The following is a 23,833-nucleotide window of genomic DNA, read 5'->3' on the forward strand; positions in this document are numbered from 1 at the left end:
CCGGCGGCGCGGGGCAGGGGGGCGGAGCGGTCAGAACTGCAGCTGTGCGCGCAGCTCGAACACGGACGGATCGGCGGAGAAAGCGCCGCGCGTGGCGTCGGTTTTCACGTAGTTCGCCTGGAACTTGAAGTACTGCGTCAGGTACCAGTTCGCACCCAGCGTCCAATCGGACTGGCGGCCGCCGGCGATGCCATCGCTGTCCAGGTCGATGCGGCTGTAGCGCGCCAGTAGCTCCACGGCGCCGTACCGGCCCTTGGGCTTTGGATTGGCGACATTGCCGCCGCTGTAACCGCGCGATTCGCCCGTGGCGAACCAGCTGCCGAACACGTACGCGCCGTCCGCCGAGTAGGACGGCAGGCCGAGATCGCGCGCGGTCTCCTGGTGCAGGTACTCGCCCTGCACCGACCACGGGCCGTGGATCCACAGCGCTTCCAGGCCGGTGCGCTCGATGCGGTCCACGCGGGTCAGCGTGCCCGAATCCACCAGCCGGACCGCGGTCAGGGCGGCTTCCGGCTTGGCGCGCCAACGCACGCTCGGGTAGACGGTCACGCCGAGGCCGTTGACCTCGCTGTCCGGTCGTTCCTGCGATGCGGCCAGGCCGAGGTGCAGCACGTCGCCAGCGGCCTTGCGCGGTGTCCACGCCAGGCGCACGGCGGCGGTGTCGCCCTTGTTGTTGCCCAGCAGGTCGGATTCGAAGAAGTAGCCGGCATTGACCAGGTAGCGGTCGCGCTCGAAAGCCCAGTCGATGCCGCTGCGGCGGTTCTCGTAGAACGCCTGCGTGGGCAGCGACGCTTCCAGGAAGCTGACCGCACGCGTGGCGGTGTTGCCTTCGAAGCCCAGCGGAACCTTCATCTGGCCGATGCGCACCTTGCCCAGGTCGCGGCCGAACAAGGCCTTGGTTTCCACGCGCAGCGCCACGTCGTTCCAGCTCTTGGCCTGGAAGTCGTAGGTCACGCCGAGGTCGTACACGCCCTTGCGGCGCAGGGTGAAGCCGAGTTCCTGCCGGCGCCAGGCATCGTCGTCTTCCAGCACGGCGCCGTTGTAGCCTTCGCCGGAGAACTGGTTGAAGTCGTACTGGAGATTGCCGCCGAGGCTGAGTTCGGTGCCGTCGGCGAAGCTGATCTTCGGCGGCCAGGCAGCGGCCTTGGTTGCGCCGTCCGCGGCATGCGCGGGTGCGTGGGTGGCCGCCAGGGCCAGGGCGAGCAGGGAAAGTGCGTACTTCATGCGGATACCGTGAGTGTAAAGGCGTGCGTCACCGTCGTCGCCGGGAGACGGCGACGGGAGCGGTCACGCGGGGAAAGGGGTTCAGGCGGCCTGCTGCATCCGGCGCGTGCGCACCAGCCCGCCGATGTCGACGATCAGGGCGACGCGACCGTCGCCCAGGATGGTGGCGCCGGAGATGCCGTCGATGCGGCGGTAATTGTTCTCGAGATTCTTGACCACCACCTGCTGCTGGCCGATGAGTTCATCGACTTCCAGTGCAAGTTTCTGGCCATCGGCTTCGACCACCACGACGAGCGGGTCTTCGGCGCGCGCGTCGCCGTAGCGGTAGTACTCGTTGAGCGCGACCATCGGCAGATACTCGCCGCGCACGCGCAGCACGCGGCCGTCGCCGGCCACGGTGCGCACGTCCTCGGCCACCGGCTGCAGTGCTTCCAGCACGTAGCTCAGCGGCAGGATCAGGGTTTCGTCGCCCACCGACACCGCCATGCCATCGAGGATGGCCAGCGTCAGCGGCAAGCGGATCACCACGCGCGTGCCCTGGCCGGCCGCGCTTTCGAGCTGCACTTCGCCGCCGAGGGCCTGGATGTTGCGGCGGACCACGTCCATGCCCACGCCACGGCCGGACAGGTCGGTGACGGCGTCGGCGGTGGAGAAGCCTGGCTGGAAGATAAGGTCCCAGACCTGGGAATCGGTCGGGTTCTCCGGCACGGCGATGCCGCGTTCGGCCGCCTTGGCGAGGATGCGTTCGCGATTGAGGCCGCGGCCGTCGTCGCTGACTTCGATGACGATGTGGCCGCCCTGGTGCGATGCCGCCAGGGTGATCGTGCCGGTCTCGTCCTTGCCGGCTTGTGCGCGGACATCGGGCATTTCCAGACCATGGTCGATCGAGTTGCGGACCAGGTGCACCAGCGGGTCGGCGATGCGTTCGATCAGGCCCTTGTCGAGTTCCGTGCCTTCGCCGACGGTACGCAGGCGCACCTGCTTGCCGAGGCGGGCGGACAAGTCGCGGACCAGGCGCGGGAAGCGGCGGAACACCGCGTCCACGGGCAGCATGCGCACGCCGATGACGGCTTCCTGCAGATCGCGCGTGTTGCGCTCCAGCAGGTCGAGGCCGGCGAACAGGCGCTCGCACTGGGCGGGGTCGAGCACGCCCGACACCTGCTTGAGCATGGCCTGGGTGATGACCAGCTCGCCGACCAGGTTGATCAGACCGTCGATCTTGTCGACGCTGACGCGGATGGAGGTTTCGGCGGTGTCGTTGGCGGCGGCTTGCGCCGGAGCGGCACCGGCCTGCGCGGGGGCAGCGGCGCCGACGAGCTGCGCGGGCGCTGCTGCGGCGGCTTCGACGGCGGCGACCGGGATGGCATCGCGCTGCATCGGCTGGATGTCCAGCTCGCAATCGTCGACGACCCAGGCGAAGACATCGTCCACGGCGCTGCGCGGCACTTTGCCGATCAGGCCGAGGTCCCACGCGAGATAGGCTTCGAGCGGGTCGATCTGATCGAAGCCCGGCAGGCGTTCCAGCCGGCAGGCGACTTCCAGCGGGCCGAGGTGTTCCAGCTCACGGATGATCCGCAGCGGATCGTTGCCGCTCATGAACAGCGATGGCGCCGGCGTGAAGCCGATCTTCCAGCCTTCGGGCGTCTCGTCGGCCTTCGGCGCGGCCGCAACCGCGACGGGGGCGTCCTCGCCCGTCAGCACCGCGTTGAGGCGATCCTTGATCGCCTGCACGGCGGCAGGATCGGCGGGCGTACCGTGTTCGGCTTCGGCGAGCAACGCGCGCAGCACGTCCACCGAGGCGAGCATCGCGTCCACCGCCGGCGGGCTGACGGCGCGCTGGCCGGCGCGCAACTCGTCGAGCAGCGTTTCCAGCACGTGGGTCATGCCGGCGATCGCATCGAAGCCGAAGGTGGCCGAGCCGCCTTTGATCGAGTGGGCCGCACGGAAGATGGAATTGATCAGGTCGCCGTCACGGCTGCCTTGTTCCAGCGACAGCAGCCCCGCCTCCATGGCCTCGAGTCCTTCGCGACTTTCCTCGAAGAACGTGGCGTGGAAGCGCTGCATGTCCATGTTCATTGCGACGGAGACCTGTGGCGGAAGACGGTGTACGGGGGAAGGGTGGGGCGATCAGCCCAGGACTTTCTGGACGGTGGCGACCAGCTGTTCCGGATTGAACGGCTTGACCAGCCAGCCGGTCGCGCCGGCGGCCTTGCCTTCGGCCTTCTTGTCGGCGGCCGATTCGGTGGTCAGCATCAGCATCGGCGTGAACTTGTAGTCCGGCAGGCCGCGCAAAGCGCGGATCAGCGAGATGCCGTCCATGTTCGGCATGTTCACGTCGGTGACGACGGCATTGAAGCGTTGGCCCTGCGCGCGTCCCAGCGCGACCTGGCCGTCTTCGGCTTCGTCCACGGAGAAACCCGCCGAGCTGAGGGCGAAGGCGACCATCTGTCGCATCGAGGCCGAATCGTCCACTACCAGAATGCGTGCGCTCATGCGGCGTTCTCCACTTGTTGCGTATTGATGTTGATGTCGTCGGCGACCGGCAGGCCCAACTGGCGTCCCACGCCCAGCAGGCGTGCGGCGTCGCGGAAGCTCTGGCTGACCGCGCCGAAGTCGGTGGCCAGGCCCGCTTGCTGGCGCTGCCGCACGAAGCTGCACAGCACCTGCAGGCTGGCCGTGTGGATGCGCTGCACGGTGCCGGCATCCAGCACCAGCGGCGCCGCGTCGGCGACGTGCATGGCGAGATGCTGTTTGAGGTCGGTGGCAGCCTCGATACCGAGGTCGTCACCCAGGGGCACTGCGCTCATCGTGTCTCCGGAAGGGCGGCTCTAGAGCAGGTATCGGCGCGGGCCGATGGCTCTTTAGAGGTGCACGTGAATGTGTGACGCGCGTCGGACTGTCGCGGGGTGCGGTGCATGGGTCAGGTCAGCAGCTGCGAGGCGTCCAGCAGGATCACCGCGCGTTCATTGAGCCGCGCCACGCCGCGGAACAGCGGGTTGGCGATACGGCCCACGCGGGCGTTGTCCGGGGATTCGATCTGGTGGTCGCTGAGGTTGGCCACGTCCTCCACCGCGCTGACGCGCAGGCCGAGGATCTCGCCGTGCTCCTCGAGCACCACGATGCGGGTGGTCGCGTCGGGTTCGATCGCGCGTCGGCCGAGGTACAGGCCGAGGTCGATCACCGGCACCACCTGGCCGCGCAGGTTCATCACGCCGAGCATGTGCGGTGCGGCGCCGCGTAGCGGCAACAGGATGGCGGGCAGCACGACTTCCTGCACCTTTAGCAACTCCAGCGCGTAGTGCTGCTGGTCGCAGCGCAGGCGTAGCCAGCGCGTCTTGCGTTCGGTCGCCCGGCGGCGTTGGCCGGTGTCGACCGGCGTCTGCAGGTACGGGTGGGTAGGGAGCGGCGGCAAGGCGCGCGGCATCGCAGGTGCCACGGGTACAGCGGGTGCCGACGGTGGCTCCGCGACGGGCGCCGGCGACGGGGCGCGGGCCGTGGGTGCGGCATCCCCATGCAACGCATCGAGCAGGGCTTCGAACTCGTCGTCGGAAATCGCCTCGCCCGCCGGTGCGCGCGACGGCGCGATGGCCAGCGCAGGGGCCGCCGTTTGCACGGGCGTCGCAGCGGGTGCGGCTGGCGCCTGCGGGACGCCATCGCCATGCAACTGGTCGAGCAGGGCTTCGAATTCGTCGTCGGTGATCAGATCGGCTTCTGCGCCGGCACGGACGGGTGCGACTGCCAGGACCGGTGCCGACGGAGGTGCGGCAGGAACGTCAGGCGCGATAACCGGCGCCTCGACCACCTTCGCCTCGGCCACGGGCGCGGACGGGGGTTCGACGACGACGGCGGGCGGCGCTTCCGCCAACGGTGCCGGCGCAATGCCGACATCGCCGAGCAGGTCCTGCAGGTAATCGTCGAGGACGGCGGGCGTCGTCATGCCGCCTGCTCCGTGGCGCGCGCCTCGGTCAGCAGCAGCCAGTCCAGCGCGCGACGGTAGGCGGACAGGCCGCGGCCGGGATACTGCGCGGCCGGCGCGGAATGCGTCAGCGCTTCGACACTGCAGATGCGGGTGTCGTTGGGGATGGCATCGTTCCAGACCGACTCACCGTGGGTCTCCTGCATGGCTTTCAACGTGTCGGCGCCGGTGCGCGTGCGCTTGTCGTGCAGCGTGGGCAGGATCGACACCGGCAGCGCGCGGCGGCGCGAGCGTTCGATCATCTCGCTGGTGCGGCACATGCCCTTCAGGCCGTGCAACGCCAGCGGTTCGGTCTGGGTAGGAATGATGACGTGGTCCGCCGCGGCCAGCGCGTTGACCATCAGCAGGCCGAGCGTGGGCGGGCAATCGAACAGCACGTAGTCGTACGCGGTGCCGCCGCGCGTCAGCGCATTCGACAACGCCAGGCCCAGGCCGGGCTGGGTGGCGCTGCGGCGCTCCAGCGTGGCCAGCGGCGTCTGCGCGGCGACGAAGGCGAGGTTCTCGATCTCGGTGGCGCGCGCCAGGCGCGCCAGCTCGGGCGGATTCTCGTCGAACAAGTCCAGCACGCCGGCCGGCTGCGGATCGGCGGGCACGCCGAACGCACGCGTCAGCGATGCATGAGGATCCAGGTCCACCAGCAGCACGCGATAGCCGCGCATCGCCAGCCCGCGCCCGAGGGCGAGGGTGGTGGTCGTCTTGCCAACACCGCCTTTCTGGTTGGCGATCGCCCACACGCGCATCACTGGACTCCTTCATGGACCTGGGGCGCCGGCGGCGCTCCGGGCATGGGCGTCGCGGCGTGCGTCGGCAACGGCGGCAGCGAGATCACTGACGGCGGGGCGACGGCTTCCTGCTGAGCATGCAATTCCGGTGCCGGAGCACTGGGGCTCGCCAGGATGATCAGCAATACGCGGCGGTTGGCGTTGCGGCCCTCGATCGTCGCGTTGTCGGCGATGGGGCGGAACTCGCCGTAGCCGATCATCGCCAGCCGCTCCGGCGGGATTCCGTCGCGGACGAACAGGTGCACCACGCTGGCCGCGCGCGAGGACGACAGTTCCCAGTTGGAGGGGAACTGCGAGGTCCGGATCGGCCGGTCGTCGGTGTAACCCTCCACGCGGACCGAGTTCGGCACATCGGCCAGCACCGCGCCCAGCTTGCCGACGGTCTCCTGCGCCTGCGGGTCGAGCGTCGCGGAGCCGGTGGCGAACAGGATGTCGCTGTTGATCTGCACTTCCAGCCACAAGGAGGAGCGCTTGATGGTGACCAGCTTCTCGTCGATCAGCGGCGCCAATGCGCGCTCGAGGTCGTCGGCGATGCGCTTCAGCTCGCCCTGGGCGCTCTGCAGGCCCTTGGCGTCCAGCGCCAGGTTCATCTGCGAGGCCATCGCCGCCAGCAGGGTGACGTTGGGCGACGGCGAAGGGGCCGACGGGCCTTGCTTGGCACCGGACTTGATCGGTGAAGGACGGTCGAAGTCGGCGCCCTGCAACTGGTGGTTGCCCACCTGGACCGGGTTGATCGTGCGTGGAGCGCCGCCGAATGCAGCTGTCAGCGCGTCGGCCATCACCCGGTACTTGCCCTCGTTGATCGTGGAGATGGCGTACATCACCACGAAGAAGGCGAGCAGCAGGGTCATGAGGTCGGCGTAGGGGATCGCCCAGGCCTCATGATTGGCGTGTTCCTCGTGCTTGTGCCGGCGTGCCATGGTCGCGCCGGCTCAGTGCAGGAAGCCGGCCAGCTTGGCCTCGATGTTGCGCGGGTTCTCGCCCTGCGCGATGGCGATCAGGCCTTCGATGATCATTTCCTGCTCGCGGCTGCGCCCGCCGATGACGCTCTTGAGCTTGCTCGCGATGGGCAGGAAGAACAGGTTGGCCGAGGCGATGCCGTAGATCGTCGCGGTGAACGCGGCGGCGATGCCGTGGCCCAGCTTGCTGGGGTCGGCGAGGTTCTTCATCACGGCGATCAGGCCGAACACGGCGCCGATGATGCCCAGCGTGGGCGCGTAGATGCCCATGGCTTCGAACACTTTCGCAGCGGCGAGGTCCTGGTGCTCCTGGCCGTTGAGGTCGATTTCCATCATGTGCCGGATCGATTCCGGCTCCACGCCGTCCACCAGCATCTGCAGGCCCTTCTTCAGGAAGGGATCGTCCTGCTGGTTGACCAGCGGCTCCAGGCCCAGCAGCCCCTGCTTGCGCGCGATGTTGCTCCAGTCGACGATCTCGGCGATCAGTGCCTCACCGTCGTTGCCCGGCGGGCGGATCACCCAGCGCACGATGGCGACGGCGCGCTTGAACACCGGCGGCGGCGTGTGCACCAGGATCGCGGCGAGGGTGCCGAGGATCACGATGACGAACGCGGCCGACGACCACAGCGACGATAGGCCCGCACCCTTCAGGATGCTGCCACCGACCAGCGCGACGAGCGCGAGCAGGAGTCCGATGAGGCTGAAGATGTCCATGTAACGATCTATCGGCCCGATTCAGGTGGACTTGAGCTGGGCTTCTTGTAGGAGCGACGTAAGTCGCGACCGGGATCACACACCGATCTCTCACGTGGGAGCGACGTAAGTCGCGAGTTCTTTCCTTCAGGCATCTGGATTCGCCCGCACCGCGCCTCGCGGTCATCGCGACTTACGTCGCTCCCACGACAGCCTGCCGCGCTATGCGGTCGCGCGCAGGCCGTCCACGTCCAGGATCAGGGCCATGCGGCCGTCGCCGATCAGGGTGGCGCCGGCGTAGCCGGGCAGGCCGCGCACGGCGCGCGGCAGCGGCTTGATGACCACTTCCTCGCGACCGCGGACCTGGTCGACGACCAGGCCGAAGCGCTGGTCGCCCATCTGCAGCACCACGATGGTGAGCAGCGGTGCGGCGGTGGGTTCCACCTGCAGCCAGTCGCGCAGGTCGACCAGTGGCAGCGTGTGCGATTGGCGGTCGAGCACGGCGCGGCCGTCGAACCAGCGCAGGCTGGCGGCGGGCGCGTGCAGCACTTCCATGACCCGTGCCAGCGGCAGGGCGTAGACAGGCTCGCCGGCCTGCACCAGCAGCGTCGGCAGGATCGCCAGCGTCAACGGCACGCGGATGACGAAGCGGCTGCCGCGGCCCACGTCGGAATGGATGGTGATCTGCCCGCTCAGTTCGCGGATGCGCGACTGCACCACGTCCATGCCCACGCCACGGCCGGAGATGTCGGTCACCTCGGCCTTGGTCGAGAAGCCGGGCAGGAAAATCAGCTGCAGGCATTCGTCGTGCGACAGGCGCGCGGCGGCCTCGGGATCGATCAGGCCCTTCTCCAGCGCCTTGACGCGCAGGCGTTCGGGATCGATGCCGGCGCCGTCGTCGCGGATCTCGATGGTGACGAAATCGCCTTCCTGCTGCGCCGACAGGCGTACGTGGCCCTGGCGCGGCTTGCCGCTGGCATCGCGCAGCGACGGCACTTCGATGCCGTGGTCGATGGCGTTGCGCACCAGGTGCACCAGCGGATCGGCCAGGGCTTCGACCAGGTTGCGATCAAGCTCGGTGTCGGCGCCGACCAGTTCCAGGTCGACTTCCTTCTGCAGTTGGCGGGCGACGTCGCGCGCCACCTTGGGGAAGCGCGAGAACACCTTGCCGACAGGCTGCATGCGCGTGCGCATCACCGCGTTCTGCAGGCGCGCCGTGGCGATATCGAGGCTGCTGACCGCGCGGTCGAGTTCTTCGTCGCGGATGCGGGCGCGCAGGGTCTTCAGGCGATTGCGCGAAAGCACCAGTTCGCCGACCAGGTTGACGATCGCATCCAGCCGCTTGGTGTCCACGCGAATGGTCTGTTCCGCTTCGCCGCCGGCCTTCGCCGCCGGCTTGGCGGCCGGTGCGGGCTTGGGCGCGGCCGGTGCGGGGCGCGGTGTCGGCGCAGGCGCTGCGGCGGCTACCTGGGTGGGCGCGGCATCGCCGTGCAACTGGTCGAGCAGCGCTTCGAATTCGTCGTCGCTGATCAGATCGCCAGCGGCCGGCGCGGTCGACGTCGCGGCAGCAGGGGCGGCCGCCGGTGCGCTGCCGTGCACGTCGAACTGGTCGATCAGCGCCTGCGGCGCGTGCGGCGGTTCTTCGCCTGCGCCGATTGCGTCCAGCATCTGCTGCAGATAATCCAGCGACTGCTGGGCGGCGTCGAAATGATGCGGTTCCAGCGCGGCCTGGCCGGCGCGGACCAGGCCGAGGGTTTCTTCCGCCGCGTGGCAGAGGTTGACCATCGCCTGGATGCCGAGGAAGCCGGCGCCGCCCTTGAGCGTGTGGAAACCGCGGAACACGGCATTCAATTGTTCGCTGTCGGACGGGTCTTGTTCCAGCGTGACCAACTGTTCGCCCAGGCGATCGAGGATTTCCTGCGCTTCGATCAGGAAGTCGGCGGCGATTTCGGGCGTGACGGCGGACATGGACGGGCGGTTACCGGAAGCGGTCGATCAGCGGGCGGGGTGGACCAGGCGCGGCGACGCGGCGCGGCGCGCGGTCAGGCGCCGGGCGATCACGTCGCAGGCCAGCAGCAGCCCGACGAACAGCAGGAGGAGCGGATGACGATGGACGGAACGGTGGCGCATGGCAGGTCTCCGGTTCCGCAGCGCCCGGCGTGGGCTACAGGCCCAGGCCGGAGAGCAGGTCGTCGGCGTCGTCCTGCGAGAACGCGTTGCGGTCTAGACCAGCAACGGCCGGACCGGCGAGTTCTGAAGTCTCTTTCTTCTCCGGCGGCGGCAGGCCGAGCGCACCGAAGCCCTCGTGCACGCGGCGGACGATGCCGGCGACACGGCGGATGATCTGGCCGGTGAGGTCCTGGTAGCTCTGCGCCAGCGCCATTTCCGACAGGCCCTTGCCGATGCTGTCCACCAAGGCGGCCTGTTCGGCCGACAGGGCGGTGCCCTTCAGCTGGGTGGCGTAGCCGCGGCACTGTTCGGCCAGGTCCAGCGTCTTGTGGCTGGCCTGTTCGGTCATCTCGACCACGTGGTCCAGGCGCGAGCAGGCGTCGTCGAGTTCGCCCGCATCGGTTGGCGGAAGCTCGCCCAGGGTCTGTGCCAGCTCGCGGGCGAGGCGACCCAGGCCCTGCATCATCGGCTGCGTGCGCCAGGCGGCGATGGTGTCCAGTTCACGGCGCCAGCCAGCTTCGTCGCCCTGTTCCAGGGCGTCGAGCGCGTGCTGCAGCCGTTCCACCAGCGCGGCGCGCGCACCGGTGACGTCGGCGACGGCGTTCATCAGGCGGCTGCTCCCAGGCGTTCGAAGATCTTGCCGAGCTTCTCTTCCAGGGTCTGCGCGGTGAACGGCTTGATGATGTAGCCGTTCACGCCGTTCTGCGCGGCTTCGATGATCTGCTCGCGCTTGGCTTCGGCGGTGACCATCAGCACGGGGAGCGTCTTGAAGCGCTCGTCGGCGCGGATCGCCTTCAGCAGCTCGATGCCGGTCATGCCGGGCATGTTCCAGTCGGTGACCACGAATTCGAAGCTGCCCTGCGACAGCGCCGTCAGCGCGCTGTTGCCGTCTTCGGCCTCGGCGGTATTGGTGTAGCCGAGGTCGTTGAGCAGGTTCTTGATGATGCGGCGCATGGTGGAGAAGTCGTCCACGATCAGGATGCGCATGTTCTTGTTGGCGGTCACATCGAACTCCAGTAAAGCGTGCCCGGTGAGGGGCGAGGGCAGGGCAGGGGCTGCACGCGGCGGCCTACCGGAGCTTTATCGGCAGGCCGCGGGGATTCTTCAGTCGTCCGTTTCCAGGCCGGCGTCGGCCTTCTCGAAGACCTGCAGGCGGCCGCGCAGGCGGACCATGGCCTGGCCGTGGATCTGGCAGACCCGCGACTCGCTGACCCCGAGCACCGCGCCGATCTCCTTCAGGTTGAGTTCCTTCTCGTAGTACATCGAGAGGACGAGCTGCTCGCGTTCCGGCAGGTGGCCGATGGCCTTGACCAGTTGCTGGCGGAATTCGCTGCGCTCCAGGTTCTGCTGCGGCGACGGGCCGCCGGTACGCGCGGTGTTCGGCTCGCCGTGGTCGTCGATATGCGATTCCAGGCTCAACACCTGGCCGCGCGCGGCGTCTTCCATCAGGCGCAGGTATTCCGGCAGCGGCATCTCCATCGCCGAAGCGACTTCGGTGGCGATGGCGGCGCGGCCGGTGCGCTGTTCGATCTCGCGCACGGTGGCGGCGGCCTGGCGCGCACGACGGTGCACCGAGCGGGGCACCCAGTCGCCGCGGCGGATCTCGTCGATCATCGAACCGCGGATGCGGATCGAGGCATACGTTTCGAACGAAGCGCCCTGTTCGGCGTCGTAACTGCGCGAGGCTTCGATCAGGCCGATCATGCCGGCCTGGATCAGGTCGTCGATTTCCACGCTGGCCGGCAGGCGTGCCGCCAGGTGGTGGGCGATGCGGCGCACGAGGTCGGCATGCTGGGTGACGCAGTCGGTGGCGGCACTGCGCTGGACGGCGCGGTACTGGGCGGCGGCGGTGTTCATGCGGCCACCCCGCGCTGGATCAGGCGTTCGACGAAGAACTCCACGTTGCCGCGGGCACCCTGCGGCGGCTGCCAGCGGGCGGCGACGCGGGCGATGTCGGTGATGGCGCGTGCGGACGGGCTGCCCGGGTAGGCCTTCACGACGGCCTGCTGGCGCTGCACGGCGCGGCGCAGCCAGTCGTCCTGCGGCACGGCGCCCAGGTAGTGCAGGGCGACGTCGCCGAGGAAGCGTTCGCAGACGCGGGCCAGCTTCTCGTACAGCTTCCGGCCCTCGTTGGGATCGCGGACCATGTTGGCGATGACGTGCACGCGGTCCAGGCCGCGCTCGCGCGCCAGCACCTTGATCAGCGCGTAGGCGTCGGTGATCGAGGCCGGTTCGTCGCAGACCACCACGACGGTGTCCTGCGCGGCCTGGCAGAAGGTCAGCACGCTGTCGGTGATACCGGCGGCGGTGTCGACCACCATGACGTCGAGGGCGCGCTGCAGTTCGGAGAACACGTTGACCAGGCCGACGTGTTCGGCCGGCGTCAGTTCGGCCATGTGGCGGAAACCCGACGAAGCCGGCACCACCATCAGGCCTTCAGGGCCTTCCAGCAGCACGTCCTCGAGCTGGCAGCGGCCGGCGACGAGATCGGCCAGGGTGAACTTCGGCGACAGGCCGAGCAGCACGTCCACGTTGGCCAGGCCCAGGTCGGCGTCCATCAGCAGCGTGCGCTTGCCCATCTCGGCCAGCGAGATCGCCAGGTTCACGGAGACGTTGGTCTTGCCCACGCCGCCCTTGCCGCCGGTGATGGCGATGACGCGCACCGGATGGAACGCGGACGGGATCGGCGGGGTGCTGCGCGGATTGGTCTGCAGCAGGTGGTCAGGCGACATGGGTGGCCTCGGTCGAGCAGGGTTCGTCGGCTTCGCGGCGCAGCTGGTCCAGCCGCAGCACGAGGTGGGCGCTGTTGGCGCGGTGGAGGTCGTCGGGCACGCGCTGGCCGTCGGTCACCCAGGCCATCGGCAACTGGTGGTCCACGACCACCGACAGCGCGGAGCCCAGGCGACCGGTTTCGTCGAGCTTGGTCAGCACCACGCCTTGCGGCTGCACGGTGCTGAAGCGGCGGACGACTTCGTCCAGGTCGGAGAAATGGGAGTTGGCCGGCAGGCAGAGCAGGGTCTGCACCTGGCCGGAGGCGCGCAGCCAGTTGAGCTGGCCGACGAGGTTGCGGTCGCGCTGGCCCAGGCCGGCGGTGTCGATCAGCACCAGCTTGTAGTCGCGCAGGCGTTCCAGCACCAGCGCCAGGCTCTGCGCGCTGTCGGCTTCGTGGACCGCGATGCCGAGCTGGCGGCCGTAGCCGTGCAGCTGCTCGCGACCGCCGACACGCACGGTGTCGGTGGTGACCAGCGCGACGTCGCGCGCGTTGTGGCGCTGCGCGAAGCAGGCCGCCAGCTTGGCGATGGTGGTCGTCTTGCCGGCGCCGGTGGGGCCGACGAGCGCGATCACGCCGCCCGCTTCCAGCGGGTCGATCTCGGTGACGGGCAACTTCTTCGACAACAGGCCCAGCATCAGGCCGCGGCCGCGATGGGCTTCGGTGTCGGCAGGAATCTGCAGGGCGATGTCGCGGGTGATGCCGGCGTCGAAGCCGTAGTCCTCCATCAGTTCCATCGCCTGCATGCGCACCGGCGAACCGCGCAGGCGCTCGTCGGTGAGGCGGTGCATCTCGCGTTCGATCATTTCGCGCATCGCGGCCAGCTCGCCGCGCATGTGCACCAGTTGTTCGTCGCTTTCGCGGGCATCGGCCGTCTCGTCGGTCACGACGGTCAGCGTCGGCACGGTGACGGCGGAGGGGGCGGGGATGGCGGTCGCCGTGGTCGTGCGTGCGGCCGGCAAGCTGGCCACCTTCGGCGCGGGGGCCGGTTCCGGCAGCGAGACCGGCGGTGCGATCGACGGCAGCAGGGTATCCAGGTCCAGGGTGTCATCGACGTCCGCGCGCACGGCGGTACGCGCACGCGGCGCGGTGACGGGCTCGGCGATGGCGTCGTTGGTCGGGGCGATGGCCGGTCCCGGTTCGTTGGCGGGCGGTGCCGGCAGGCAGGCGGCCAGTTTGGAGGCGAAGGATTCGGGTTCGATCAGCTGCGGCGCGATCTCGCGCAGCGGCTGGCTGGGCGTGAAGCGCGGCGGCGCTTCGTTGGCAGCCGCGACCGGCGTGGCGGCGAGGGGTGCCGCGGGCGTGCGCGGCGCGACGACCGGGGTTTCAGTGCGCACGGCGGTTGCCTGTGCGGCCGGTGCCTGTGCCGTCTGGCGTCGCGCGAAGTAGCTGGCGGCGGCTTCGGCGGGCGACAGGACCGGTGCGCTCGGCGCGGGTGCCGCGGCATGCGCGTCGGTGTTCGTGGTGCGGTTCGGTGCGGCCGGATCGAGCAGCGGATGCAGCGGCGCGGTGGCGTTGGCCGGGCGCATCGCGTCCAGGGTGTGCTTCACCAGCGCTTCGTCGTAATTGCTGGCGGCGACGATTTCCACGCCGTCCTCGGTGACGCGATTGGACAGGATCACCGCATCCGGGCCGTGTTCCTGGCGGACCAGGGCGAAGGCGGTGCGCATGTCGGGAGCGACGAAGCGTTTGATTTTCATGGCGTGCTATCCGGTTCGGTGTCGCGTCGGGTTCTGCTGCTCCCGGTATCAGCTGATCGTGCCGACCAGCTTCAACCGCTTGTCTTCGGGAACCTCGCTGTAGGCCAGCACCGACAGCGAGGGGACGCTGTGGCGGACCAGGCGGGCGAGGGCGGCACGGACCGTTCCCGGTACCAGCACCACCGCAGGCTCGCTGCGGGCTTCCTGCTTGGTCACCACGTCGGCGAGGCTCTGGTGCAGGCGTTCCGCCAGTCCCGGTTCCAGCGCCGCGCCGGTTCCCTGGGTGCTGTCCTGCAAGACGCGTTCCAGATTCGGCGCCAAGGTGTAGACGGGCAGCTCAGGGGTCATGCCGGAGATCTCCTGCACGATGAAGCGCCCCAGCGAGGTGCGTACGGCGGCCGTGAGCGCGGCCGGATCGGTGTTCTGCGGCGCGAACTCGACCAGCGCCTCGACGATGCGACGCAGCTGGCGGATCGGCACGCGTTCGATCAGCAGGTTCTGCAGCACGCGCACCACGGTGGCCAGGGGCAGCGCCTTGGGCGTGAGGTCCTCGACCAGCTTCGGCGCGTTGCGGCCGAGCTGGGACAGCAGCTGCTGCACTTCCTCGTGGCCGAGCAGTTCCGGGGCGTGTTCGCGCACCAGGTGCGAAAGATGGGTGGCCATGACGGTGGCCGGATCGACCACGGTGTAGCCCAGCGATTCGGCCGTGGCCTTCTGGTGCGCCTGGATCCAGACCGCATCCAGGCCGAACGCCGGATCCTTGCCGGGAATGCCGTCGATGGCGCCGAACGCGCCGCCCGGGTCCAGGGCCAGCTCGCGATCGGGGTGGATCTCCGCAGTGGCGACCGGCACGCCGTGCACCAGCAGGCGGTACCCGTTGGACGGCAGTTCCAGGTTGTCGCGGATGTGCACCGGCGGGATCAGGAAGCCGAGGTCCTGGGTCAGCTTCCGGCGCACCGCCTTGATGCGGGACATCAGTTCGCCGCCCTGGTTCTTGTCGACCAGCGGAATCAGCCGGTAGCCGACTTCCAGGCCCAGCGGATCGACCGGGCGCAGTTCGTCCCAGGTCAGCTCGGCGTTGCGGTCGGGCGCACCCGGCGCGGGCAGGGCGGCGACATCGCCGCCGGCGGCCTCGGGGCCTTCCTGGGTGCGCTTCCACATCTTCCAGGCCAGGTAGCCGAGCACGGCGGCCAGCGTCAAAAAGGCGACGTTGGGCATGCCGGGCACCAGGCCGACCAGGCCCAGCACGCCGGCGGCCACCGCCAGCGCCTTGTGCTGGCCGAAGGCCTGGCCCATCACGGCCTGGCCCATGTCCTCCGAGCGCGAGGCGCGGGTGACAAGCATCGCCACGGCCGAGGAGACCAGCAGGGCGGGCAGCTGCGCGACCAGGCCGTCGCCGATCGACAGCAGCGTGTAGGTCGAGGCCGCATCCGCCGCCGGCATGCCGTGCTGGAACATGCCTACGGCGAACCCGCCGATCAGGTTGATGAAGAGGATCAGGATGCCGGCGATGGCATCGCCGCGGATGAACTTGTTGGCGCCGTCCATCGAGCCGTAGAAGTCGGCTTCCGCACGGACTTCCTCGCGGCGGGCCTTGGCTTCCTCGCGGGTCAGGATGCCCGCGTTGAGGTCGGCGTCGATGGCCATCTGCTTGCCGGGCATCGCGTCCAGGATGAAGCGTGCCGAGACCTCGGCGATGCGGCCGGCACCCTTGGTGATGACGACGAAGTTGATGATGGTCAGGATGGCGAACACCACGATGCCGACCGCGTAGTTGCCGCCCACCACGAACTCGCCGAAGGCCGCGATGACCTTGCCGGCGGCCTCGTGGCCGTCCTGGCCGTTGAGCAGGATCACGCGGGTGGAGGCCACGTTGAGCGCCAGGCGCAGCATCGTGGTCATCAGCAGGACGATCGGGAAGATCGTGAAATCCAGCGGCCGCTTCACGTAGATCACGGCCAGCAGCACCACCAGCGAGATGGCGATGTTGAAGCTGAAAAGCGCATCCAGCACGGCCGGGGCCAGCGGCACGACCACCATGGCGAGCAACGCCAGCACGACCAGGGGGGCGCCCAGGCCGTTCTTCAGCATGTCCATCCAGCGCATGCCGCCGGAGGCCGGTTGTGCGCTCATGCCTTGCCCCCGTGCTCATCCACGTCCACGGCGGGCATGTCCGGGTGCGGGGCGTCGCCCACGCGCCAGGCACGTAGCTGGTACACGTAGGACAGGATCTGGGCGACGGCGGCGTACAGTCTCACGGGGATTTCTCGGCCAAGCTGACCTTCGCGATACAAGGCGCGTGCCAAAGGCGGCGCCGACACGATGGCGATCCGGTGTGCGTCGGCGACTTCGCGGATCCGCAGGGCCAGTTCGTCCACGCCCTTGGCCACGACCCGGGGGGCACCCATCTGGCCGGCCTCGTACTTCAGCGCGACCGCGTAGTGGGTCGGGTTGACCACGATCACGTCGGCGGTGGGCACGTCTTCCATCATCCGGCGCTGCGACAGCTGGTGCTGCATCTGGCGGATGCGGCCCTTCACTTCCGGGCTGCCCTCGCTTTCCTTCATTTCCTTGCGCAGCTCTTCGCGGGTCATCTTCAGCTTCCGCAGCCAGTTCCACTTCTGGTACGGCGCGTCGAGGGCGGCCAGCAGGATCAAACCGCCGGTGGTGGCCAGCAGCAGGGTGCTGGTGAAGCCCAGGCCGCTGCGCACGGCCTGTTCCAGCGGCATCGTCAGCAGTTCGCGCAGGGGATTCAGGCCCAGCTTCAGGCAGATGGCCGCGGCGCCGCCGATCAGCACCACGCGCAGCAGCGACTTCAACAGCTCCGCCACGCTCTCCGCGCCGTACAGGCGCTTGAGCCCGGCCGCCGGACTCAACCGCTTGAAGTCGGGCATCAGCGCCTTCTGCGAGAACTGGAAGCCGCTCATCGCGATCGGCGCGGCCAGGCCGGCCAGCACGCAGATGCCGGCTACGGGTGCGACGACCGCCAGCAGCTTGAGCAGCAGCAGGCCGACGTGGCCGAACAGCTGGTCCGGCTGGCGCATCAGGGCGGGATCGGGGGTCAGCGCGATCTTCATCCAGCCCAGCGTGTTGCGGGCGAGGGAAGGCCCCATGGCGGTGATCGCCAGCACGCCCGCCCCGAATACCGCCGCCGTCGCCAGCTCGCGCGAGCGGGGGATGTTGCCCTGTTCCCGGGCTTCGCGGCGGCGTTTTTCGGTAGGAAGTTCTGTGCGTTCGCCGCTTTCGTCCTGCTCAGACATGGCGTGTTTCCGACGGGGTCGGGGCGATGGCTGCAAGTCCCGTTCCAGTCGGCGGGCGGGCGGCGACGTGGAATTGTCTAACGGCGCGTCGCGCGGCTAGCATGTAGGCATGCTGTTCCGCGCCCTCCGCCAACGCCGCTTCCTGCTTCGCCTGCCGGCGCTGGCGCTGCTGCTGCTGGCGGTGCTGGCCAATCCGGTGCTGGCCTCGCTGGGCGACCTGCATGAGCTGGGCAGCGGCGGCGAGCATCTGCATGCGGTCAGCGACCACGACGACGCGGGTCCCGCCCACGGACATGCCGATGGCGACGACGGCGAGGGCGACCTGCTGCATGCGCTGATGCATGCGAGCCATTGCTGCGGCCACCTGACGGCCATCGTGCCGGCACCGCTCGCGCTGCCCGGCATGCCGCCCGCGTGTGCGGCACCCATGGCCGACACCGTGCCGGTGCCTTCTCCGCAGCCGACTTCCCTGCTGCGTCCTCCGATCGTCGCGTGATGCCCGTGCCGGGCTGACGTTCCGTCGCCCGGCGTCCATCACCGACTTTCCGGAGATTTCCCATGTGGTTGCGACTGGCGGCATTGGCCGCCTTCGCGATCGCGCCGTGCGTGCACGCGCAGGCGCCATCGCCCGCTGTTCCCCCTGATGTCCTCACGCTCGACGACGCCATCGCGCGCGTCGCCCGTCTCCATCCCGACCTGCGCTTGTTCGATGCCCGCCGTGGCGCGCTACAGGCGGATTACGACGCTGCGTCACTGCAGCCGGCCCTGCGCGCGGGGCTGGAGATCGAGAACGCCCTCGGCAGCGGGGAGGCCCGCGCCTTCCGCCAGGCCGAGGCCACCCTGACCCTCGCCGGGGTGCTCGAACGTGGCGGCAAGCTGGATGCGCGGCGCACGCTGGCGCAGGCACGCATCGATGCGCTGGCCCTGCAGCGCGAAACGCAGCGACTGGACCTGCTGGCGGACGTCGCCCGCCGGTATCTGGCTGTCGCCGCGGCGCGCGCCCACAAGACCATCGCCCTGCAGGACATCGCGCAGCGCCAGCGGACCGTCGCCGGTGCACGTCACCGGCTGCAGGCGGGCGCTTCGCCGGAGTCCGTGGTGCTGACCGCGCAGGCCGCCCTGGCACGCGCCGAACTCGCGCAGGCGCGCGCAGAGCAGCAGGAGGTCGCCGCGCGCCAGCATCTGGCCGCGTTGTGGGGCGAACGCGCACCGCGTTTCGAGATCGTGCCGGCCGATCCGCTGGCGTTGCCCGACGTCGCAAGTGCGGCGGACTTGGCGGCGCTGCTCGACGGCATGCCGGAGCTGGCCCAGTTCGCCGACGAACGTCGCGTGCGTGAAGCGCGCGTGCGTCTTGCGCGCACTGCGGCAACACCCGATGTGGACTGGCAAGTGGGCGTGCGTCGGATGCAGGACGGCGGCGACATGGCGTTGGTCGGCGGCGTGTCGTTGCCGTTGGGTGGTGCGCGCCGCGCCGCGCCGGAGATCCGGTCCGCCGAGGCCGACCTCGCGGCGCTGGAGATCGAGCGCGAATCGCGCGACATCGCGCTGTACTCGACCCTGGCCGACGCGCATGGTCGTTACCGGGTGGCGCAGCTCGATGTGCAGCGCACACGCACCGATGTACTGCCGCGCCTGTTGCGTGCCGAGCAGGCGGCCGAGCGCGCGTATCGCGCGGGCGCCATCAGCTACCTCGAATGGGCGCAACTGCAATCCGAAACCACGGCGACGCGTCGCCAGCAACTCGACGCCGCGCTCGACGCGCAGGCGGCCCTGATCGAAATCCAGCGGCTCACCGGACAGGCGTTCGTCGCCGCCCCCGCCGCTTCACCGGAAGGAACGACACCATGACCCTGCGACCCCTGATCGGCGCGCTCGCGCTTTCCCTGTTGCTGGTCGCCTGTGGCGGCAAGGACGACCACGCCGAAGAGGGCCACGGCCACGAAGGCGAGGAACACGGCGCGGAAGAAGCCGCGCGCGGCGAACATGGCGGCCGGTTGCTGGCACAGGACGGCGTCACCGTCGAACTCGCCATCGCCGAGAGCGGCACGCCGCCGACCTACCAGGCGTGGCTCTACCGCGAGGGCAAGCCGCTGCCGGCGACGGCGGGCACCGTCGAAGTCCGGCTCGTCCGCCTGGGCAACGTGCGCGAAACCCACACGCTCGTGCCGCAGGCCGATGGCAGCCTGTTGGCGAAGAGCGTGGTCGGCGAACCCCATTCCTTCGATGTCGAGGTGGTCGCGACGGTGGATGGCAAGCCGCTGCGCTGGACCTATGACAGTTACGAGGGCCGCACCACCATTGCCGCGACGATCGCGGAGGATTCAGGGATCCGTGTCGCGCCCGCGCAGGCGGGCGTGATCGCCGACGAACACGAGGTGCAGGGCCTGCTGACGCCGGTGGAAGGGCGCGTGGCCAACATCGCGGCACGCTTCCCTGGGCCGATCCGTCGTCTCGCCGTCAATGTCGGTGATCGCGTGCAGGCCGGGCAGGCGCTGGCAACGGTCGAGAGCAATCTCAGCCTGACGACGTACACCGTGACCACGCCGATCTCCGGCGTGGTGCTGGCGCGCAACGCCACCGTGGGCGGCGTGGCCGGCGAGGGCGCCACGTTGTTCGAAGTGGCCGACCTGTCGTCGCTCTGGGTGGATCTGCACATCTTCGGCGCGGATGCCCAGCACATCGTGCCGGGCGTGCCGGTGACGGTGACGCGGCTCAGCGACGGCGCGACGGCGCAAACCACGCTGGAGCGCGTGCTGCCCGGCACGGCCACCGCCAGTCAGAGCACGGTGGCGCGCGCAACGCTGGCGAACGCCGATGGCCTCTGGCGGCCCGGCTCGGCAGTGAAGGCGCGGATCACGGTGGAACAGCAGCCCGCCGCGCTCGTCGTGCCAGTGGCGGCCTTGCAGACGTTCCGCGACTGGGACGTCGTGTTCGTGCGCGTCGGCGACACGTACGAAATTCGCCCGGTCGAGCTGGGCAAGCGCGATGCCGCGCGCGTCGAGGTGCTGTCGGGCCTCAAGGCGGGCGACCAGGTCGTGGTGGAGCAGAGCTACCTGGTGAAGGCCGACATCGAGAAATCGGGGGCCTCGCATGACCATTGAACCGACGCCCTTCGAACCGCGCGGCATGCTGGAACGCATCCTGCGCTTCGCCATCGCGCACCGCTGGCTGATGCTGGCGCTGACGATCGCACTGATCGCCGTTGGCAGCTGGAGTTTCAGCCGGCTGCCGATCGACGTCACGCCCGACATCACCAATGTGCAGGTGCAGGTCAATACGCAGGTGGACGGCTATTCGCCGCTGGAATCGGAACAGCGGGTGACCTTCCCGATCGAGACGGTGCTGGCAGGCCTTCCTGGACTGGACTACACCCGCTCGATCTCGCGCTACGGACTCTCGCAGGTGACCGTGGTGTTCAAGGACGGCGCCGACCTGTATTTCGCGCGCCAGCAGGTTGCCGAGCGCATACAGCAGGTGAAGTCCCAGTTGCCGGAGGGACTGGAGCCCGAAATGGGTCCCATCGCCACCGGCATGGGCGAGATCTTCATGTACACGGTGGAAGCCGAAGAGGCGGCGCGCAAGGCGGATGGCACCCCGTACACCGCCACCGACCTGCGCACGCTGCAGGACTGGGTGGTACGGCCGCAGTTGCGCAACGTGCCCGGCGTGACCGAGGTGAACACCATCGGTGGCTTTGCGCGACAGATCCACATCACGCCGGACCCGGCGCGGCTGGTCGCGCTCGGTTTCACCCTGCACGACGTGGTCACGGCAGTCTCCACCAACAACCAGAACGTCGGCGCGGGGTACATCGAGCGCAATGGCCAGCAGTTCCTCGTGCGCGCGCCCGGACAGGTCGCCGACCTGGATGGCATCCGTGACATCGTGCTCGACCGGCGCGACGGCGTGCCGATCCGCGTGCGCGACGTGGCGCAGGTCGGCGAGGGTCCGGAGTTGCGCACCGGTGCAGCGACGATGGACGGCCGCGAAGTCGTGCTCGGCACCACCTTCATGCTGATCGGTGCCAACAGCCGCGAGGTCGCGCAGGCCACCGCGGCGCGCCTGGCCGAAGCGGGCCGCAGCCTGCCGGCCGGCGTACGCGCCGTGCCGGTGTACGACCGCACCTCGCTGGTCGACCGCACCATCCGCACCGTGGCGAAGAACCTGGTGGAAGGCGCGTTGCTGGTCATCGCCGTGTTGTTCCTGCTGTTGGGCAACGTGCGTGCGGCGCTCATCACCGCGGCGGTGATCCCGCTGGCGATGCTGTTCACGCTGACCGGCATGGTCCGTGGCGGCGTGTCCGGCAACCTGATGAGCCTGGGCGCGCTGGATTTCGGCTTGATCGTGGACGGCGCCGTCATCATCATCGAGAACTGCCTGCGACGCTTCGGCGAGCTGCAGCACGCACTCGGACGCGCGCTGACCGAAGAGGAACGCCTGGATGCGACGGCGTCCGCGACTGCCGAGGTCATCCGGCCCAGCCTGTTCGGCCTGGGCATCATCACCGCGGTCTACCTACCGATCTTCGCGCTCACTGGCGTGGAGGGGAAGATGTTCCACCCGATGGCGATCACGGTGGTGTTGGCCCTGACCGGTGCGATGGTGCTGTCGTTGACGTTCGTGCCCGCCGCCATCGCGCTGTTCCTGCGCGGCAAGGTGCAGGAGAAGGACACGCGGCTGATGCAGTGGGCGCGCCGTGCCTACGCTCCGGCGCTGGCATGGGCGCTGCGCCGGCGCGTGCCGGTGGTCGCCGGCGCGTTGGCGACCGTGGTGCTGTGCGGCCTGCTGGCCACGCGCCTGGGTTCGGAGTTCGTGCCGAGCCTGGACGAAGGCGACATCGCGATGCACGCGATGCGCATTCCCGGCACCAGCCTGGACCAGGCCGTGCACATGCAATCCACGCTGGAGGCGCGGATCAAACAGTTCCCCGAGGTGTATCGCGTGTTCGGCAAGCTCGGCACCGCGGAGGTGGCGACCGATCCGATGCCGCCCTCGGTCGCCGACACCTTCGTCATGCTCAAGCCGCGCAACGAATGGCCCGATCCACGCAAGACGAAGGCAGCGCTGGTGGCCGAGATCGAAACCGCGGTGAAGCAGATCCCGGGCAACAACTACGAGTTCACCCAGCCGATCCAGATGCGCATGAACGAGCTGATCTCCGGCGTACGCGCGGATGTCGCGATCAAGGTCTACGGCGACGACCTGGATACGCTGGTCAAGCTCGGCGAACAGGTCGAAGCGGTGGCGAAGGCCGTGGATGGCGCCGCCGACGTGCGGCTGGAGCAGGCAACGGGCTTGCCGTTGCTGACGATCACCCCGGACCGCCAGGCGCTGATCCGTTACGGCCTTAATCCGGGTGATGTGCAGCACACCGTCGCGACCGCCGTAGGCGGCGAAGTGGCCGGCCAGTTGTTCGAGGGCGATCGTCGCTTCGACATCGTCGTGCGACTGCCGGAAGCGTTGCGACAGGACCCCGCCGCACTGCACGACCTGCCGATCCCGTTGGGCGGCGATGGCAACCTGGACGAGTCCACCCGCAAGCCGGGCTGGGATTCCGGCGCGCCGGGAACGGTGCCGCTGCGCGAGGTCGCCACGATCGCGACCACGCTGGGCCCGAACCAAGTGAATCGCGAGAACGGCAAGCGCCGCGTGGTGGTCACCGCCAATGTGCGCGGTCGCGACCTGGGCGGCTTCGTCGCCGAACTGCAGCAGCGGATCGATGCGGAGATCGAGGTGCCCGCCGGCTACTGGGTGGACTACGGCGGCACCTTCGAGCAGCTCATCTCCGCGGGCCAGCGCCTGGGCGTGGTGGTGCCGGTCACCCTGGTCATCATCTTCGCGCTGCTGTTCTGGGCGTTCGGCTCGTGGAAGGATGCGGCGATCGTCTTCACCGGCGTACCGCTGGCGCTGACCGGCGGCGTGGTGGCGCTGGCGCTGCGCGGCATCCCGTTGTCGATCTCGGCGGGCGTGGGCTTCATCGCGCTCTCGGGGGTGGCGGTGCTCAATGGCCTGGTGATGATCGCCTTCATCCGCAAGCTGCGTGAGCAGGGCGTGGTACTCGACACTGCCGTCGTCGACGGCGCGCTGGGTCGCTTGCGACCCGTGCTGATGACCGCGCTGGTGGCCTCGCTCGGCTTCCTGCCGATGGCGTTGAACGTGGGCGCGGGCTCGGAAGTGCAGCGCCCGCTGGCGACCGTGGTGATCGGCGGCATCGTGTCGTCCACGCTCCTGACCTTGCTGGTGCTGCCCGTGCTGTACCGATGGTGGCATCGCCGCGAGGAAGCGCGCGGCTGACATCGC

At 69.2% G+C, this 23,833-nt stretch carries 21 protein-coding genes; 4 read left to right on the top strand and 17 right to left on the bottom strand.

Translation table 11 applies throughout. The features are described 5' to 3' along the window. Nucleotides 1-30: 30 nt before the first annotated feature. The 17 genes from ACSION_RS09635 to flhB form a co-directional block, all read right to left on the bottom strand. Nucleotides 31-1,224, bottom strand: a complete 1,194-nt coding sequence (locus ACSION_RS09635) for an OprO/OprP family phosphate-selective porin (RefSeq protein WP_435305796.1) — start codon at nucleotides 1,222-1,224, stop codon at nucleotides 31-33. An 81-nt stretch (nucleotides 1,225-1,305) separates the two neighbouring features. Further along, nucleotides 1,306-3,300, bottom strand: a complete 1,995-nt coding sequence (locus ACSION_RS09640) for a chemotaxis protein CheA (RefSeq protein ID WP_435305797.1) — start codon at nucleotides 3,298-3,300, stop codon at nucleotides 1,306-1,308. A gap of 51 nt (nucleotides 3,301-3,351) precedes the next feature. After that, nucleotides 3,352-3,717: a response regulator gene (locus tag ACSION_RS09645; RefSeq protein ID WP_056878962.1), complete on the bottom strand. Its 366-nt coding sequence runs from the start codon at nucleotides 3,715-3,717 to the stop codon at nucleotides 3,352-3,354. Next, nucleotides 3,714-4,031, bottom strand: a complete 318-nt coding sequence (locus ACSION_RS09650) for an STAS domain-containing protein (protein ID WP_435305798.1) — start codon at nucleotides 4,029-4,031, stop codon at nucleotides 3,714-3,716. The genes ACSION_RS09645 and ACSION_RS09650 overlap by 4 nt, the downstream gene beginning before the upstream one ends. A gap of 113 nt (nucleotides 4,032-4,144) precedes the next feature. Continuing rightward, entirely contained in the window at nucleotides 4,145-5,161 is a 1,017-nt protein-coding gene (locus tag ACSION_RS09655) for a chemotaxis protein CheW (RefSeq protein ID WP_435305799.1), read from the bottom strand. Beyond that, the gene (locus ACSION_RS09660; protein WP_435305800.1) at nucleotides 5,158-5,940 is read right to left on the bottom strand and encodes a ParA family protein; all 783 of its coding nucleotides are present in this window, start codon (nucleotides 5,938-5,940) and stop codon (nucleotides 5,158-5,160) included. The genes ACSION_RS09655 and ACSION_RS09660 overlap by 4 nt, the downstream gene beginning before the upstream one ends. Continuing rightward, a complete protein-coding gene (gene motD / locus ACSION_RS09665) occupies nucleotides 5,940-6,902 on the bottom strand; it encodes a flagellar motor protein MotD (protein WP_435305801.1) in 963 nt (320 codons plus the stop codon). The genes ACSION_RS09660 and motD overlap by 1 nt, the downstream gene beginning before the upstream one ends. Before the next feature lie 12 nt (nucleotides 6,903-6,914). Then, nucleotides 6,915-7,655, bottom strand: coding sequence for a flagellar motor protein (locus ACSION_RS09670; RefSeq protein WP_093485671.1), 741 nt, complete (start codon nucleotides 7,653-7,655; stop codon nucleotides 6,915-6,917). Between the two features lie 201 nt (nucleotides 7,656-7,856). Further along, entirely contained in the window at nucleotides 7,857-9,602 is a 1,746-nt protein-coding gene (locus ACSION_RS09675) for a chemotaxis protein CheA (RefSeq protein ID WP_435305802.1), read from the bottom strand. Between the two features lie 27 nt (nucleotides 9,603-9,629). Next, a complete protein-coding gene (locus ACSION_RS09680) occupies nucleotides 9,630-9,764 on the bottom strand; it encodes a hypothetical protein (protein ID WP_255412345.1) in 135 nt (44 codons plus the stop codon). Nucleotides 9,765-9,798: 34 nt separating this feature from the next. Beyond that, the gene (locus ACSION_RS09685; RefSeq protein WP_093485675.1) at nucleotides 9,799-10,410 is read right to left on the bottom strand and encodes a protein phosphatase CheZ; all 612 of its coding nucleotides are present in this window, start codon (nucleotides 10,408-10,410) and stop codon (nucleotides 9,799-9,801) included. Next, nucleotides 10,410-10,790, bottom strand: coding sequence for a chemotaxis response regulator CheY (gene cheY, locus ACSION_RS09690; protein WP_435306692.1), 381 nt, complete (start codon nucleotides 10,788-10,790; stop codon nucleotides 10,410-10,412). Before cheY ends, ACSION_RS09685 begins: the two co-directional genes overlap by 1 nt. A gap of 117 nt (nucleotides 10,791-10,907) precedes the next feature. Further along, nucleotides 10,908-11,660, bottom strand: a complete 753-nt coding sequence (locus ACSION_RS09695; protein ID WP_093485677.1) for an RNA polymerase sigma factor FliA — start codon at nucleotides 11,658-11,660, stop codon at nucleotides 10,908-10,910. Next, entirely contained in the window at nucleotides 11,657-12,535 is an 879-nt protein-coding gene (locus ACSION_RS09700) for a MinD/ParA family protein (protein WP_081420167.1), read from the bottom strand. The genes ACSION_RS09695 and ACSION_RS09700 overlap by 4 nt, the downstream gene beginning before the upstream one ends. Continuing rightward, entirely contained in the window at nucleotides 12,525-14,273 is a 1,749-nt protein-coding gene (gene flhF, locus ACSION_RS09705; RefSeq protein ID WP_435305803.1) for a flagellar biosynthesis protein FlhF, read from the bottom strand. The genes ACSION_RS09700 and flhF overlap by 11 nt, the downstream gene beginning before the upstream one ends. 48 nt (nucleotides 14,274-14,321) lie before the next feature. Next, nucleotides 14,322-16,406, bottom strand: a complete 2,085-nt coding sequence (flhA, locus tag ACSION_RS09710) for a flagellar biosynthesis protein FlhA (protein WP_435305804.1) — start codon at nucleotides 16,404-16,406, stop codon at nucleotides 14,322-14,324. Then, on the bottom strand, nucleotides 16,403-17,533 hold the full coding sequence (gene flhB, locus ACSION_RS09715; protein WP_435305805.1) for a flagellar biosynthesis protein FlhB: 1,131 nt from the start codon (nucleotides 17,531-17,533) through the stop codon (nucleotides 16,403-16,405). The genes flhA and flhB overlap by 4 nt, the downstream gene beginning before the upstream one ends. A gap of 109 nt (nucleotides 17,534-17,642) precedes the next feature. Between flhB and ACSION_RS09720 the strand changes: the two genes are divergently transcribed. The 4 genes from ACSION_RS09720 (at nucleotide 17,643) to ACSION_RS09735 (ending at nucleotide 23,827) form a co-directional block, all read left to right on the top strand. Beyond that, the gene (locus tag ACSION_RS09720) at nucleotides 17,643-18,029 is read left to right on the top strand and encodes a hypothetical protein (protein ID WP_435305806.1); all 387 of its coding nucleotides are present in this window, start codon (nucleotides 17,643-17,645) and stop codon (nucleotides 18,027-18,029) included. A 62-nt stretch (nucleotides 18,030-18,091) separates the two neighbouring features. Then, nucleotides 18,092-19,381 carry a TolC family protein gene (locus ACSION_RS09725; protein ID WP_435305807.1) on the top strand — a complete coding sequence of 430 codons (1,290 nt, stop codon included), beginning with the start codon at nucleotides 18,092-18,094 and terminating at the stop codon, nucleotides 19,379-19,381. Continuing rightward, complete coding sequence (locus ACSION_RS09730) at nucleotides 19,378-20,634, top strand: efflux RND transporter periplasmic adaptor subunit (protein ID WP_435305808.1); 1,257 nt, start codon at nucleotides 19,378-19,380, stop codon at nucleotides 20,632-20,634. The genes ACSION_RS09725 and ACSION_RS09730 overlap by 4 nt, the downstream gene beginning before the upstream one ends. 25 nt (nucleotides 20,635-20,659) lie before the next feature. Then, on the top strand, nucleotides 20,660-23,827 hold the full coding sequence (locus ACSION_RS09735) for an efflux RND transporter permease subunit (protein WP_435306693.1): 3,168 nt from the start codon (nucleotides 20,660-20,662) through the stop codon (nucleotides 23,825-23,827). The last annotated feature ends 6 nt before the right edge of the window (nucleotides 23,828-23,833 follow it).

It is taken from the genome of Pseudoxanthomonas sp. LjRoot125, from assembly GCF_964252705.1.
In the GTDB taxonomy this organism is placed as follows: Bacteria; Pseudomonadota; Gammaproteobacteria; order Xanthomonadales; family Xanthomonadaceae; genus Pseudoxanthomonas_A.